This window comes from Mesorhizobium sp. C395A (assembly GCF_030323205.1).
Taxonomy (GTDB): Bacteria; Pseudomonadota; Alphaproteobacteria; order Rhizobiales; family Rhizobiaceae; genus Mesorhizobium.
Window position 1 is genome coordinate 3081880 of record NZ_CP100473.1, and the last position, 16723, is coordinate 3098602.

Here is a 16723-nt window from a genome sequence, read left to right on the forward strand (position 1 = left end):
CGCGCGCGCAATATCGGCAATTTTGAAGGAGATCAGTGTGCCGGCCATTTTGGATTGCTCCCGCCTTTTCAGCCGCCGCGTTTTCCAAAAGATTCGTGAGGTTTTGGATTAACTGCCTGGAGCAGATCCTTGACGGGCAGCCCCATCACCTTCTCGATCCCAATTAAGACTTCCAGGACAATTCGAGCCGGCCTGAGAATGATCGAAACCGGATATTGCTCGCGCCTAATTACCTCTCCTACCGGAGAAGATGCATCGAAATCAGACCATCCCTGCCCTTCCTGGTCGAAAGACAAGGCCAACACAGGATCACTTTCCATCAACGGGCTGCCCGTCTCCCAAGCCGCGCGATACATAGGCAAAAGTGCCATCGCGGCGGAGACCGCACGAGATGCAGCCATGCCAGCACTAGTCAGAACGACCACAGTGCGCGCAGTCGTGATTTCAGCTCCAGAATAGGTGTTCCACTTACGGTCAGCGTTGGTCCAAGGGAAAAGCCCGTTTCGCTTTCGCCACGCGTTGAAAGTGACATTGGATACCAATGCCGCCTCCAACAACGTGGATTGAGGGAAGCGATGCGGTTTCCGCTTTTGGTCCATAATCATACAACTGTATTATTCGAACTTCGATGCACCTGTATTATTTTGCTCCGACATGAGGCGAGGTGCGGAAATTCGGACTCTTGGGACCTTCTCAGATGGTTACAGCAACCGACACCGTGAAACGCAAATGTCCATGAGATCGGCGGTTGCTGCTACACATTCCCCTCGCTGGGGCATGCGTTTCTGGAAGGCGGTCCGCAGCCGGTTCCGTGCACGTTTTATTTTGACTGTTAACTGTCACGCTAGTCGAATGTTGACGACTCCCCCTCGGAAGAGTTAATAATCTCCTAATATAAGCATTTTCTTAAAAACATGATCGGCAGCCGACGAGTTTGCCGACGCAATGGGGAGACGCAGCGCGGCGACCAATCTCGTCGCAACATCATCATCATCATCAACATCGAGCCGCCATCCGTAAACGGTACTGCTGAGTCAGCCGTTCGCAAGGCGTAACATAGCGGCGGTTGGGTGCGCTTACGAAGTCTATGAGTTTTGATAGCAAGTGCTTTGTCTTTTAAGTGCGGTCGGTAAACGGATGTGGGGGCATCTGTGTATGAGTAAGGGGTTATAATGGCTGCTTCTCAAATCATACACGCCGACGGAATGTCGACGTTGCTTTCTGATACGCCACAGGGCGGAGACTATACCTACCGCTTAGCCGAAAATGCGCTCGTCCCTATTTCCACCGTTCTGACCATTATATCTCTCAATGGGTCGAGTAGCGATCTGGCCGAAATCGCACTTTGCTCTCCGAATGATGAGTTTTCCGCCTCGACCGATCCGAAGAAGGCCGCTGCTGCCTACGAAGATCTAGCAGGCATCAAGCTGTGTTTGCCAGACTCCGGGGGGTGGGCGTTTGGCATCGGTACACATGCCATTGGTCTGAATGCGAACTCATTTGGTCCGGCGCTCTCTCCCAGGATCAGGCCGTTAGTGGGCGAAGGCGAACTTGCCCTCACCGGTTCACAATTTTTGAGCGACGCCGCTGCAAGCGGCAGGTCAATGTCGACACTTCTTGATCGACAAGAACAACTAGCGAGATAGGGGACGGGGTATGGGAACGGCAACTGGTACAAGCGGCAACGACAATCTGGTCGGCGGTAGTGGAGACGACGTGCTTTTGGGCGGTGCCGGAAGCGATCGCCTGAATGGCGGTTCAGGCGCCGATACGCTCGATGGAGGCAGTGGTTTCGATACGGTCCTGGGCGGATCGGGAGCGGACACGCTCATCTATCGCGCGTGGGAAAATCAGTACAAGTTTGGTAGCCAAGTCTACGGCACAGGGACAACCGTCGGACAAACAGCCTTTTCCGGCTACGACACCTACGACGGCGGTAACGGCAATGCTGCGAAAGGCACTGCCGAGATCGATACGCTCGCTATCTATCTAAGCAATGTTCAACTAGCCAATACGTCATTCATGACGGCGTTTAACACCGAACTTGCTCAGTTTCGTGCCTTCATTGCCGCGAACTCGAACACGAATACCGGCCAAGCAGGTCAGGCAGAATTTACATTCGCCACGATCAACCTCAAGGTCTCCGCGATCGAGCGGGTTGTCGTTCTCGATAGCGCCGGGCAGGTTCCTGTCTCCGTGAATATTGTCGACTCTTCTTTAAATGATGGTGACAACAACTCGGTCGTGACGTTCACCTTCACTGGTCCAGTGACTGGCTTCACTTTAGACGATGTGACGGCAACCCACGGAACGCTGTCTAATTTTGTGATGATCGATGCTTCGCACTATACGGCGAAGTTCACGGCAGCAGACGGTTTTAATGGCGATGGCTCCGTTTCGGTAACGGCCGGCGGTTACACCGACGCTGCCGGCAACGCTGGTGCTGGGGGCGGTGACACCGTCGCGGTGGACACTGCGAACCCCACTGTGACGTTGGTCACCTACGGACCCAATGACGGTACCCTGAAGGCGGGGGAATCAGTCACCCTGACACTCAATTTGAGTGAAGCGGTTACGGTAGCTGGCGGAGTCCCCACTCTGACGCTAAACGATGGCGGCACCGCGACATATGTAGGCGGATCTGGCACTGCCGCGCTAACCTTCAAGTATACGGTCGCAAGCGGAGAAAACACAGCTGACCTATCCGTGACGGGATTCAGCCTGAACGGCTCTTCGATCAGGGACGCGGCAGCCAACGATGCCGTCCTCAGCGGGGCGGTAACCAATCCCGCCGGGGTACTGGTCGTGGACACCGTGATTGCGACCCCGACGGTGGCGCTGACCAACGACAGCGGCAGCTCGGGCAGCGATCTTCTGACCAATGACGCGGCGCTGACGGTGAGCGCGGCGGCCCCCGACGTGACGCGGAGCTATTCCGTGGACGGCGGGCTGGGGTCGGCAACCTATACGGCGCCGACCGGCCAGGGCAGCCACACGGTGGTGGTGACCGACACCGACGCCGCCGGCAACACCGCCAATGCCAGCATCACCTTCAATCTGGACACCGTGATTGCGACCCCGACGGTGGCGCTGACCAACGACAGCGGCAGCTCGGGCAGCGATCTTCTGACCAATGACGCGGCGCTGACGGTGAGCGCGGCGGCCCCCGACGTGACGCGGAGCTATTCCGTGGACGGCGGGCTGGGGTCGGCAACCTATACGGCGCCGACCGGCCAGGGCAGCCACACGGTGGTGGTGACCGACACCGACGCCGCCGGCAACACCGCCAATGCCAGCATCACCTTCAATCTGGACACCGTGATTGCGACCCCGACGGTGGCGCTGACCAACGACAGCGGCAGCTCGGGCAGCGATCTTCTGACCAATGACGCGGCGCTGACGGTGAGCGCGGCGGCCCCCGACGTGACGCGGAGCTATTCCGTGGACGGCGGGCTGGGGTCGGCAACCTATACGGCGCCGACCGGCCAGGGCAGCCACACGGTGGTGGTGACCGACACCGACGCCGCCGGCAACACCGCCAATGCCAGCATCACCTTCAATCTGGACACCGTGATTGCGACCCCGACGGTGGCGCTGACCAACGACAGCGGCAGCTCGGGCAGCGATCTTCTGACCAATGACGCGGCGCTGACGGTGAGCGCGGCGGCCCCCGACGTGACGCGGAGCTATTCCGTGGACGGCGGGCTGGGGTCGGCAACCTATACGGCGCCGACCGGCCAGGGCAGCCACACGGTGGTGGTGACCGACACCGACGCCGCCGGCAACACCGCCAATGCCAGCATCACCTTCAATCTGGACACCGTGATTGCGACCCCGACGGTGGCGCTGACCAACGACAGCGGCAGCTCGGGCAGCGATCTTCTGACCAATGACGCGGCGCTGACGGTGAGCGCGGCGGCCCCCGACGTGACGCGGAGCTATTCCGTGGACGGCGGGCTGGGGTCGGCAACCTATACGGCGCCGACCGGCCAGGGCAGCCACACGGTGGTGGTGACCGACACCGACGCCGCCGGCAACACCGCCAATGCCAGCATCACCTTCAATCTGGACACCGTGATTGCGACCCCGACGGTGGCGCTGACCAACGACAGCGGCAGCTCGGGCAGCGATCTTCTGACCAATGACGCGGCGCTGACGGTGAGCGCGGCGGCCCCCGACGTGACGCGGAGCTATTCCGTGGACGGCGGGCTGGGGTCGGCAACCTATACGGCGCCGACCGGCCAGGGCAGCCACACGGTGGTGGTGACCGACACCGACGCCGCCGGCAACACCGCCAATGCCAGCATCACCTTCAATCTGGACACCGTGATTGCGACCCCGACGGTGGCGCTGACCAACGACAGCGGCAGCTCGGGCAGCGATCTTCTGACCAATGACGCGGCGCTGACGGTGAGCGCGGCGGCCCCCGACGTGACGCGGAGCTATTCCGTGGACGGCGGGCTGGGGTCGGCAACCTATACGGCGCCGACCGGCCAGGGCAGCCACACGGTGGTGGTGACCGACACCGACGCCGCCGGCAACACCGCCAATGCCAGCATCACCTTCAATCTGGACACCGTGATTGCGACCCCGACGGTGGCGCTGACCAACGACAGCGGCAGCTCGGGCAGCGATCTTCTGACCAATGACGCGGCGCTGACGGTGAGCGCGGCGGCCCCCGACGTGACGCGGAGCTATTCCGTGGACGGCGGGCTGGGGTCGGCAACCTATACGGCGCCGACCGGCCAGGGCAGCCACACGGTGGTGGTGACCGACACCGACGCCGCCGGCAACACCGCCAATGCCAGCATCACCTTCAATCTGGACACCGTGATTGCGACCCCGACGGTGGCGCTGACCAACGACAGCGGCAGCTCGGGCAGCGATCTTCTGACCAATGACGCGGCGCTGACGGTGAGCGCGGCGGCCCCCGACGTGACGCGGAGCTATTCCGTGGACGGCGGGCTGGGGTCGGCAACCTATACGGCGCCGACCGGCCAGGGCAGCCACACGGTGGTGGTGACCGACACCGACGCCGCCGGCAACACCGCCAATGCCAGCATCACCTTCAATCTGGACACCGTGATTGCGACCCCGACGGTGGCGCTGACCAACGACAGCGGCAGCTCGGGCAGCGATCTTCTGACCAATGACGCGGCGCTGACGGTGAGCGCGGCGGCCCCCGACGTGACGCGGAGCTATTCCGTGGACGGCGGGCTGGGGTCGGCAACCTATACGGCGCCGACCGGCCAGGGCAGCCACACGGTGGTGGTGACCGACACCGACGCCGCCGGCAACACCGCCAATGCCAGCATCACCTTCAATCTGGACACCGTGATTGCGACCCCGACGGTGGCGCTGACCAACGACAGCGGCAGCTCGGGCAGCGATCTTCTGACCAATGACGCGGCGCTGACGGTGAGCGCGGCGGCCCCCGACGTGACGCGGAGCTATTCCGTGGACGGCGGGCTGGGGTCGGCAACCTATACGGCGCCGACCGGCCAGGGCAGCCACACGGTGGTGGTGACCGACACCGACGCCGCCGGCAACACCGCCAATGCCAGCATCACCTTCAATCTGGACACCGTGATTGCGACCCCGACGGTGGCGCTGACCAACGACAGCGGCAGCTCGGGCAGCGATCTTCTGACCAATGACGCGGCGCTGACGGTGAGCGCGGCGGCCCCCGACGTGACGCGGAGCTATTCCGTGGACGGCGGGCTGGGGTCGGCAACCTATACGGCGCCGACCGGCCAGGGCAGCCACACGGTGGTGGTGACCGACACCGACGCCGCCGGCAACACCGCCAATGCCAGCATCACCTTCAATCTGGACACCGTGATTGCGACCCCGACGGTGGCGCTGACCAACGACAGCGGCAGCTCGGGCAGCGATCTTCTGACCAATGACGCGGCGCTGACGGTGAGCGCGGCGGCCCCCGACGTGACGCGGAGCTATTCCGTGGACGGCGGGCTGGGGTCGGCAACCTATACGGCGCCGACCGGCCAGGGCAGCCACACGGTGGTGGTGACCGACACCGACGCCGCCGGCAACACCGCCAATGCCAGCATCACCTTCAATCTGGACACCGTGATTGCGACCCCGACGGTGGCGCTGACCAACGACAGCGGCAGCTCGGGCAGCGATCTTCTGACCAATGACGCGGCGCTGACGGTGAGCGCGGCGGCCCCCGACGTGACGCGGAGCTATTCCGTGGACGGCGGGCTGGGGTCGGCAACCTATACGGCGCCGACCGGCCAGGGCAGCCACACGGTGGTGGTGACCGACACCGACGCCGCCGGCAACACCGCCAATGCCAGCATCACCTTCAATCTGGACACCGTGATTGCGACCCCGACGGTGGCGCTGACCAACGACAGCGGCAGCTCGGGCAGCGATCTTCTGACCAATGACGCGGCGCTGACGGTGAGCGCGGCGGCCCCCGACGTGACGCGGAGCTATTCCGTGGACGGCGGGCTGGGGTCGGCAACCTATACGGCGCCGACCGGCCAGGGCAGCCACACGGTGGTGGTGACCGACACCGACGCCGCCGGCAACACCGCCAATGCCAGCATCACCTTCAATCTGGACACCGTGATTGCGACCCCGACGGTGGCGCTGACCAACGACAGCGGCAGCTCGGGCAGCGATCTTCTGACCAATGACGCGGCGCTGACGGTGAGCGCGGCGGCCCCCGACGTGACGCGGAGCTATTCCGTGGACGGCGGGCTGGGGTCGGCAACCTATACGGCGCCGACCGGCCAGGGCAGCCACACGGTGGTGGTGACCGACACCGACGCCGCCGGCAACACCGCCAATGCCAGCATCACCTTCAATCTGGACACCGTGATTGCGACCCCGACGGTGGCGCTGACCAACGACAGCGGCAGCTCGGGCAGCGATCTTCTGACCAATGACGCGGCGCTGACGGTGAGCGCGGCGGCCCCCGACGTGACGCGGAGCTATTCCGTGGACGGCGGGCTGGGGTCGGCAACCTATACGGCGCCGACCGGCCAGGGCAGCCACACGGTGGTGGTGACCGACACCGACGCCGCCGGCAACACCGCCAATGCCAGCATCACCTTCAATCTGGACACCGTGATTGCGACCCCGACGGTGGCGCTGACCAACGACAGCGGCAGCTCGGGCAGCGATCTTCTGACCAATGACGCGGCGCTGACGGTGAGCGCGGCGGCCCCCGACGTGACGCGGAGCTATTCCGTGGACGGCGGGCTGGGGTCGGCAACCTATACGGCGCCGACCGGCCAGGGCAGCCACACGGTGGTGGTGACCGACACCGACGCCGCCGGCAACACCGCCAATGCCAGCATCACCTTCAATCTGGACACCGTGATTGCGACCCCGACGGTGGCGCTGACCAACGACAGCGGCAGCTCGGGCAGCGATCTTCTGACCAATGACGCGGCGCTGACGGTGAGCGCGGCGGCCCCCGACGTGACGCGGAGCTATTCCGTGGACGGCGGGCTGGGGTCGGCAACCTATACGGCGCCGACCGGCCAGGGCAGCCACACGGTGGTGGTGACCGACACCGACGCCGCCGGCAACACCGCCAATGCCAGCATCACCTTCAATCTGGACACCGTGATTGCGACCCCGACGGTGGCGCTGACCAACGACAGCGGCAGCTCGGGCAGCGATCTTCTGACCAATGACGCGGCGCTGACGGTGAGCGCGGCGGCCCCCGACGTGACGCGGAGCTATTCCGTGGACGGCGGGCTGGGGTCGGCAACCTATACGGCGCCGACCGGCCAGGGCAGCCACACGGTGGTGGTGACCGACACCGACGCCGCCGGCAACACCGCCAATGCCAGCATCACCTTCAATCTGGACACCGTGATTGCGACCCCGACGGTGGCGCTGACCAACGACAGCGGCAGCTCGGGCAGCGATCTTCTGACCAATGACGCGGCGCTGACGGTGAGCGCGGCGGCCCCCGACGTGACGCGGAGCTATTCCGTGGACGGCGGGCTGGGGTCGGCAACCTATACGGCGCCGACCGGCCAGGGCAGCCACACGGTGGTGGTGACCGACACCGACGCCGCCGGCAACACCGCCAATGCCAGCATCACCTTCAATCTGGACACCGTGATTGCGACCCCGACGGTGGCGCTGACCAACGACAGCGGCAGCTCGGGCAGCGATCTTCTGACCAATGACGCGGCGCTGACGGTGAGCGCGGCGGCCCCCGACGTGACGCGGAGCTATTCCGTGGACGGCGGGCTGGGGTCGGCAACCTATACGGCGCCGACCGGCCAGGGCAGCCACACGGTGGTGGTGACCGACACCGACGCCGCCGGCAACACCGCCAATGCCAGCATCACCTTCAATCTGGACACCGTGATTGCGACCCCGACGGTGGCGCTGACCAACGACAGCGGCAGCTCGGGCAGCGATCTTCTGACCAATGACGCGGCGCTGACGGTGAGCGCGGCGGCCCCCGACGTGACGCGGAGCTATTCCGTGGACGGCGGGCTGGGGTCGGCAACCTATACGGCGCCGACCGGCCAGGGCAGCCACACGGTGGTGGTGACCGACACCGACGCCGCCGGCAACACCGCCAATGCCAGCATCACCTTCAATCTGGACACCGTGATTGCGACCCCGACGGTGGCGCTGACCAACGACAGCGGCAGCTCGGGCAGCGATCTTCTGACCAATGACGCGGCGCTGACGGTGAGCGCGGCGGCCCCCGACGTGACGCGGAGCTATTCCGTGGACGGCGGGCTGGGGTCGGCAACCTATACGGCGCCGACCGGCCAGGGCAGCCACACGGTGGTGGTGACCGACACCGACGCCGCCGGCAACACCGCCAATGCCAGCATCACCTTCAATCTGGACACCGTGATTGCGACCCCGACGGTGGCGCTGACCAACGACAGCGGCAGCTCGGGCAGCGATCTTCTGACCAATGACGCGGCGCTGACGGTGAGCGCGGCGGCCCCCGACGTGACGCGGAGCTATTCCGTGGACGGCGGGCTGGGGTCGGCAACCTATACGGCGCCGACCGGCCAGGGCAGCCACACGGTGGTGGTGACCGACACCGACGCCGCCGGCAACACCGCCAATGCCAGCATCACCTTCAATCTGGACACCGTGATTGCGACCCCGACGGTGGCGCTGACCAACGACAGCGGCAGCTCGGGCAGCGATCTTCTGACCAATGACGCGGCGCTGACGGTGAGCGCGGCGGCCCCCGACGTGACGCGGAGCTATTCCGTGGACGGCGGGCTGGGGTCGGCAACCTATACGGCGCCGACCGGCCAGGGCAGCCACACGGTGGTGGTGACCGACACCGACGCCGCCGGCAACACCGCCAATGCCAGCATCACCTTCAATCTGGACACCGTGATTGCGACCCCGACGGTGGCGCTGACCAACGACAGCGGCAGCTCGGGCAGCGATCTTCTGACCAATGACGCGGCGCTGACGGTGAGCGCGGCGGCCCCCGACGTGACGCGGAGCTATTCCGTGGACGGCGGGCTGGGGTCGGCAACCTATACGGCGCCGACCGGCCAGGGCAGCCACACGGTGGTGGTGACCGACACCGACGCCGCCGGCAACACCGCCAATGCCAGCATCACCTTCAATCTGGACACCGTGATTGCGACCCCGACGGTGGCGCTGACCAACGACAGCGGCAGCTCGGGCAGCGATCTTCTGACCAATGACGCGGCGCTGACGGTGAGCGCGGCGGCCCCCGACGTGACGCGGAGCTATTCCGTGGACGGCGGGCTGGGGTCGGCAACCTATACGGCGCCGACCGGCCAGGGCAGCCACACGGTGGTGGTGACCGACACCGACACCGCCGGCAACACCGCCAATGCCAGCATCACCTTCAATCTGGACACCGTGATTGCGACCCCGGTGATCACCGGCTTTACCAGTGACAGCGGCACGGTGGGCGACCACATCACCAGCGACACCTCGCTGATGATCAACGGTACGGCGGAGGCCAACAGCACGGTCACGGTGTTCCAGAACGGCGTGTCGGTCGGCACAGCGTTGGCGGACGGCAGCGGCAACTGGAGCAGGGTTGACAGCAACGTTCTGGTGAGCGGCACCACATATCAGTTCACGGCGACGCAGACTGACGTGGCCGGCAACACCAGTGCCGTGTCAGCCAGCTACGCGGCTACCATCGACACCACGGCCGCTGCCCCGGTGATCACCGGCTTTACCAGTGACAGCGGCACGGTGGGCGACCACATCACCAGCGACACCTCGCTGATGATCAACGGTACGGCGGAGGCCAACAGCACGGTCACGGTGTTCCAGAACGGCGTGTCGATCGGCACAGCGTTGGCGGACGGCAGCGGCAACTGGAGCAGGGTTGACAGCAACGTTCTGGTGAGCGGCACCACATATCAGTTCACGGCGACGCAGACTGACGTGGCCGGCAACACCAGTGCCGTGTCAGCCAGCTACGCGGCTACCATCGACACCACGGCCGCTGCCCCGGTGATCACCGGCTTTACCAGTGACAGCGGCACGGTGGGCGACCACATCACCAGCGACACCTCGCTGATGATCAACGGTACGGCGGAGGCCAACAGCACGGTCACGGTGTTCCAGAACGGCGTGTCGATCGGCACAGCGTTGGCGGACGGCAGCGGCAACTGGAGCAGGGTTGACAGCAACGTTCTGGTGAGCGGCACCACATATCAGTTCACGGCGACGCAGACTGACGTGGCCGGCAACACCAGTGCCGTGTCAGCCAGCTACGCGGCTACCATCGACACCACTGGACCAGCAGTAAGTTCAATTGTATTCCTAACGCCCAACCCGGATGCTAGCGGCTACACTGACGTCAGTATCACGTTCACCGAAGCGGTAGGCAACTTTGATGCCAGTGACCTGCAATGGCAAACTGGCGGTTCTGGACCGGCAATCACGCTAACAGCCACTTCTACGCCAGTGAAGGTCATCTCCCTGACGACCGTGGACAACATTCACTGGGCCCTTCAACTCGATTATTCTGGTAGTAGCCCGAGTGGCAAAGATAATGGAAGGTTGATTGTCACACCCACCTACACTGACATTTCAGGTAACATTGGGGCAGCAGGTCAAACCACGTCGACGAATGAGAAAGTGGCCCCCGCGGGGATTGCAGGGCAGCCGATTAATCTTGCCCTAACAGATCCGGGAACCGTGCAGGGTAACATTGCAGTAACGGTTGCAGGCGTTCCGCTGGGCTGGAGCCTCAGCGAAGGCACTGACAACGGCGACGGCTCCTGGACGGTGCAGACCAATAACATCGCCGCTCTCTCGATCATCTCGCCCGACAGTTACACTGGCGCTCTAACGCTCAATGTCACTGAATACTGGACCAATACCGACGGGAGCACGGCCAATGTTTTCGTCTCCGACAATGTCGAGGCCTACGCTCCGGGCTCGCCGATCTTTGCCTGGTCCGGCGACGACGTGCTGACCGGCTCCAGCGGAAACGATCTCTTCGTCTTCTCGCAGCCGATCGGCAACGACACAGTGCACAGCTTCGACGCTGCGGCCGACCAGATCGACCTCATCGGGTACAACGGATTGGCAAGCTTCGCCGACGTCCAGGCGCATATGGTCGACGACGCCAACGGCAACGCGGTGATAGCGCTCGGCGACGGGCAGTCGATCACGCTTGATGGCGTGCACTCAAGCGCACTCACCGGAAGTAATTTCGTCTTCGACCAGACGCCGGTGGTCAACAATTCAGGCACCATGACGATCGGCGACGGCGCTCTGCTGCCGCTGAGCGGCATTATCAACAACAGCGGTCTCATCTCGCTCGACTCGGCGGGCGGCGATACGCTGTTGCAGGTCATCCAGCATGGCGTGACCCTGCAGGGTGGCGGGCAGATCCTGCTGTCCGACAGCGCCGCCAACATCATCTCCGGCACGGGGCCGGACGCCACTCTGGTCAATGTCGACAACACGATCGCAGGCGCCGGCCAGCTGGGCGGCGGGATGCTCAGCCTTGACAACAGCGGCACCATCATCGCCACCGGCTCGAACGCGCTGGTCATCGACACCGGAGGCAGCGTCGTCGTCAATTCGGGAACGCTGGAGGCAACCGGCTCCGGCGGCCTTACGATCACCGGCGGGCTGGCGAATTCCGGCATGATCTGGGCCAATGGCGGCAATATTGCCATTAACGGCCAGGTCACTGGCGACGGCGATGCCACGATCGGCGATCTGTCGAAGCTTGAGTTCGGTGCGGCCTCTTCAACCGACGTCACGTTCGCGGCGGATGCCGCCGGCACATTGCAGCTGGACGATTCCTTCGATTTCAGCGGAAGCATCGCCGGCATCACCAGTGACGACAAGGTGAACCTCGAAGACATCCTGTTCGGCACCGGAACGTCCACTGCCTATCAGGCGGACCTCGACGGCGCCGGAGGAACGTTGACCGTCACGGACGGCACGCACAACGCCACGCTCCACCTGCTCGGCGTCTACGATGCCCACAGCTTCACACTTGCCGACGACGGCACCGGCAGGACGGTGGTGCAAGTGAGCGACTTTGTGATGTGAACCAAAAGGAGAGCCGCACGGATAGGCGCGGCTCTCCTCATGCTGCGGGCTCCTGATTCAGCTTACGAATTAAGGTTTACGGCAGGAATAGGAAGGGAACCACGTGGCCGATTGGACGATCAGGAGTAGTATCGGTTCCGGGCGTGGACAGGGGGGCGGTTTTCCGCTGGGTATTTGAGTCTCGACAACAAATCCAAGATTGTGAAGGACGCCTTGCTGGCGTGCCGCCGCTATTTCCTGGTTGCGGCGGCATTCAGTCTGGCGATCAATCTGCTCTACCTCGCGTCCCCACTTTACATGCTGCAGATCTACGACCGGGTGGTCACCAGCGGCAGCGAAACCACGCTGGTGATGTTGACCCTGGTGTTGCTGGCGGCCTTCCTTTCGTTGGCCGGCCTCGATCTGGTGCGCGCCTCCATCCTGACGCGTGCCAGCGCGCGGCTCGACCGGTTGCTGTCGGCAAAAGTCCTCGCCGCGTCGGTGGAGACCCCATCGCCGGGCTCCTCGCAAAGCCAGCCGATCCGCGATTTCGACACGTTCAGGCAGGTGATCACCGGCAGCGGCATCCATGCCCTGTTCGACCTGCCATGGTCACCCATCTACATCGGCATCATCTTCCTGCTGCATCCGTGGCTCGGCTTCTTCGCGCTGGGCTGCTCGCTGCTCTTGATCGCCATGGCCGTGCTCAACGAGTATCTCGTGCGTTCGCCGCTGAAGCAGGCCAACGACCTGGCGACGACCAACTATAATTTTACCGAAATGAGCCTCAGAAACTCGGAAGTCGTTCGCGCCATGGGGATGATCGACGGTCTCATCCGCCGCTGGGGGCGCGACCGTAACCTGGCGCTGCGGCGCCAAGCGGAGGCAAGCGATCGCGCCGCCCTGATGTCCGGCCTGATCCGGTTCCTGCGGCTCACCATGCAGTCGCTGATCCTCGGCCTCGGCGCCTATCTGGTGATCGAGCGGCAGATCACCGGCGGCACCATGTTTGCGGCGAGCCTCTTGCTGGGCCGGGGGCTACAGCCGGTCGAGCAGATCGTCGGCCTTTGGCGCAGCCTGATCCTGGCCCGGGCGGCGTTGGCAAGGGTCGAGAAGCTGGTCGACGGGGGGGCGCTCAACGAAAGATCTTTCAACCTGCCGAAGCCCACCGGCAAGGTTTCGGTCGAGCAGGTCAGCTTTGCAATTGCCAGCCAGCAGAAAGTGCTTCTCCGCGACGTATCATTCCGGCTGGACGCAGGCGAGGCGCTGGGAATCGTCGGCCCTTCCGGCGCCGGCAAGTCGACGCTGGCGCGTCATCTCGCGGGCGTCATGCAACCCAGCCGCGGCACCGTCAGGCTGGACGGGGCCGACCTGTCGCAGTGGGGGCACGACGCGCTCGGCGACCACATCGGCTACCTGCCGCAGGATATCGAACTCTTCGCCGATACGGTCGCCGCCAACATCGGCCGCTTCAAGACCAATGTCGACCAGGAGGTGATAGCCGCCGCGCGGCTCGCCGGCGTTCACGAGATGATCATTCGGCTGCCGCAGGGCTACGAGACCCAGATCGGCGAAGGCGGCGCAGTGCTGTCGGGAGGATATCGGCAGCGGATTGCTCTTGCTCGTGCGGTATTCGGAACGCCGAACCTGATCATTCTCGACGAGCCGAGCTCCAATCTCGACGCCGATGGCGACCGCGCGCTGAGCGAGTGCGCGATCGAGCTCAAGCGCCGCGGCAGCACAGTGATCATCGTCTCGCACCGGCCTTCGACCTTGGCCAATGTCGACAAGATCCTTCTGTTGCGCGATGGCGCCGTCGAGGCCTTCGGCATGAGAAACGAGATCGTGGCGCTGCTCAACCAGCGCGCGGCTCCAATGGCGGTGGCAACCCAATGAGCTGTGGCCGGAGAGATCGATGAGCGACGGCGCCCTCACCTACCGGAGCCTGTCCGGCGAAACCGGTATCCTGGCCCCGGATTCGATCCGGGTGCCGGCCTCTGTCGGCCTGCTGATCATCATTGCCTTCTTCGGTATCTTCGGCGGCTGGGCGGCTTTTGCCCCGCTGAACGGCGCCGTGCTCGCCGACGCCATCGTCAAGGTGGAAGGCAATCGAAAGAGCGTACAGCATTTCGACGGCGGCACGGTGAAGGAGATCCGCGTCAAGGATGGCGACATCGTCAAGGCAGGCGATGTGCTGGTGGTGCTCGACGACACGCACGCCCGTTCCGAATTCAACCTCTATTCGCAGCAATATGCGTTGTTGCGCGCTACCGATGCCCGCATTCGTGCAGAGCTCGACGGCCATGAGGCAGTCGCCTTTCCGAAGGACATCACCGCTGAGCACCAGGCCTATCTGCAGGACGCGATGACCAACCAAATTGCCGACCTCGGGAGCCAGCGCGCCTCGATGGCCGGTGCCAAGCAGATCCTGCAGAAACGGATAGCCGAACTCGACGAGCAGATCGATGGAAAGCAGGCGCGCGTCGAATCTTTTCGTGCGCAGCTCAAGTCGACAATTGATGAAAAGGCAGGCCTCAACAAGTTGCTGAAGGCCGGCCTGACAACGCGCACGCGTGTCCTGGAGCTCGACCGCTCCGCCTCCGACCTGCAGGGCCTGATCGACCAGACTCTCGGCGATATAGCCGGAAACCGCCAGAGTAAGGCCGAGCTTGAAAGCCAGATTGCGCAGCTCACCAACGAGCGCCGCGCAAAACTCTCAACCATGCTGATCGACGCCCAGTCCAACCTCGCCGACCTGGTACCGAAAATGTTCGCCGCGCAGGCCACGGTCGACCGCGCCGAAGTGCGGGCGCCCTATGACGGCCAGGTGATGAATCTCACCGTTTTCTCGACCGGCGCGATCGTCGCCCCCGGCCAGACCATCCTGGACATCGTGCCGACTAGGAATTCGTTGATCGTTCAGGCGCAGGTGAAGGTCGAGGACATATCCAGCCTGCGCGCCGACATGACGGCCGAGGTCCGCTTCACGTCCTACAAGCAGCGTTCGATACCGGTCATTCATGGACGGGTCACCCGCATTTCGGCGGATCGCGTCACCGACAGCAAGACCGGGCTTCCCTACTATCTTGCCGACGTAGCGGTCGATCCCGCGGAATTGGCCGCGGCCCCACAGATTGCGCTTTATCCGGGCATGCCGGCGTCAGTCATGATCGTCACCGAGGAACGCACCGCACTGGACTACATTTTAGGCCCGCTGGCTGTGTCGTTCCACTCCGCGTTTCGCCAGAAGTAACGAGCTTCGCGCCCAACATATTCGCGTTTTTTCAATTTGCGGACGCGGTCCAAGGTAGGTGGCGAGACCCATCTTATTCGATGGTCTGCGCCATCTCCAAGGCGGCCCAACCCATCCGGGAGCTTATTTCGATTTCTGGCGATAACGGTTGGGCTAGTTCCATGTTGCACGAACTTTCCGGCTCTCTGTCGCTTAAATCCTTTCTTTCCGGGCATGTCTCGGCCCATTCCTTGCTGTGCCTGCAACATGGCTGCAACACAAATTGATATGTTTGTTCGTGTATGTCCGTCCGATCGGCCTCCTCGTCAAGGCAGGCCATCGTTGATCTGACCAACTACGATCGCGCTGCCAACTACGGCGCGATGCTCTGGATGACCGCGAAGGTCCAGAGCCCCGAAGGCGAGCAAGCCCAACGATTATGGACTGAGAAGGGTAGCCAGGCGTTCGATGCTGAAGGGCGTGACGAGCGGATGGGACGGCGAACTTACCCACAGTTGGCGCGAGCAGCGGCCGGCACGAAGCCCGAACAGCAGACTTCTCCGGTGCGCCAGCGCCGACGCCGCAGTCAAACGCCCGCGCAGGAAGCTTTCGTCGCTACCGCGCGCACGTTCGTAGAACCAGCGTGACTGACGTTGCATACCGCCCGCCGGGCGCGCCCAGATCGACCCGAAAGCTCCTGCATCCGTCGGTGGAAGGATGATTGGACGAGAAGTCGGCCATGTCGACCTTGTTCTGATTGTTGGCCGACTGGGAGATGCGCGGCGCGATCTCCTCGATGTCACCATCGTCCAGAATCTCGATAATCTTGAGCGGCACTTGGAGGCGGCTCGCGTCCACATCGTCCTTGCGCCACGCGCGGAAGATCGAACCGGTCGTCTGCCGCGCAATCACGCTGATCAGCAATGGCAAGACCTACGTTGAGCCCACAACCACCGCGTCCGTTTCCGC

7 protein-coding genes are annotated in these 16723 nt (G+C 63.7%); 5 read left to right on the plus strand and 2 right to left on the minus strand.

What is annotated here, in order from left to right:
• Window positions 1-68: 68 nt before the first annotated feature.
• The gene (locus tag NLY37_RS15060; protein WP_156933899.1) at window positions 69-542 is read right to left on the minus strand and encodes a hypothetical protein; all 474 of its coding nucleotides are present in this window, start codon (window positions 540-542) and stop codon (window positions 69-71) included.
• Window positions 543-1172: 630 nt separating this feature from the next.
• Here NLY37_RS15060 and NLY37_RS15065 point away from each other — a divergent pair.
• From NLY37_RS15065 to NLY37_RS30795, 5 genes are all read left to right on the plus strand, one after another.
• Window positions 1173-1646 carry a hypothetical protein gene (locus NLY37_RS15065; protein ID WP_156933898.1) on the plus strand — a complete coding sequence of 158 codons (474 nt, stop codon included), beginning with the start codon at window positions 1173-1175 and terminating at the stop codon, window positions 1644-1646.
• A gap of 10 nt (window positions 1647-1656) precedes the next feature.
• Entirely contained in the window at window positions 1657-12543 is a 10887-nt protein-coding gene (locus NLY37_RS15070) for a beta strand repeat-containing protein (RefSeq protein ID WP_286442751.1), read from the plus strand.
• Between the two features lie 174 nt (window positions 12544-12717).
• Window positions 12718-14418, plus strand: coding sequence for a type I secretion system permease/ATPase (locus NLY37_RS15075; protein WP_286442753.1), 1701 nt, complete (start codon window positions 12718-12720; stop codon window positions 14416-14418).
• Between the two features lie 19 nt (window positions 14419-14437).
• The gene (locus NLY37_RS15080) at window positions 14438-15775 is read left to right on the plus strand and encodes an HlyD family type I secretion periplasmic adaptor subunit (protein WP_023741153.1); all 1338 of its coding nucleotides are present in this window, start codon (window positions 14438-14440) and stop codon (window positions 15773-15775) included.
• Between the two features lie 371 nt (window positions 15776-16146).
• Window positions 16147-16401, plus strand: coding sequence for a hypothetical protein (locus NLY37_RS30795; protein ID WP_352515455.1), 255 nt, complete (start codon window positions 16147-16149; stop codon window positions 16399-16401).
• Here the strand turns inward: NLY37_RS30795 and NLY37_RS15090 are convergent.
• Entirely contained in the window at window positions 16370-16678 is a 309-nt protein-coding gene (locus NLY37_RS15090; protein ID WP_023741151.1) for an AIPR family protein, read from the minus strand. The genes NLY37_RS30795 and NLY37_RS15090 overlap by 32 nt on opposite strands.
• Window positions 16679-16723 lie beyond the last annotated feature (45 nt).

Coding starts and splice junctions, on each gene's coding strand:
- NLY37_RS15065 (WP_156933898.1), top strand. CDS start 1,173: ATGGCTGCTTCTCAAATCATACACGCCGACGGAATGTCGACGTTGCTT.
- NLY37_RS15070 (WP_286442751.1), top strand. CDS start 1,657: ATGGGAACGGCAACTGGTACAAGCGGCAACGACAATCTGGTCGGCGGT.
- NLY37_RS15080 (WP_023741153.1), top strand. CDS start 14,438: ATGAGCGACGGCGCCCTCACCTACCGGAGCCTGTCCGGCGAAACCGGT.
- NLY37_RS30795 (WP_352515455.1), top strand. CDS start 16,147: ATGACCGCGAAGGTCCAGAGCCCCGAAGGCGAGCAAGCCCAACGATTA.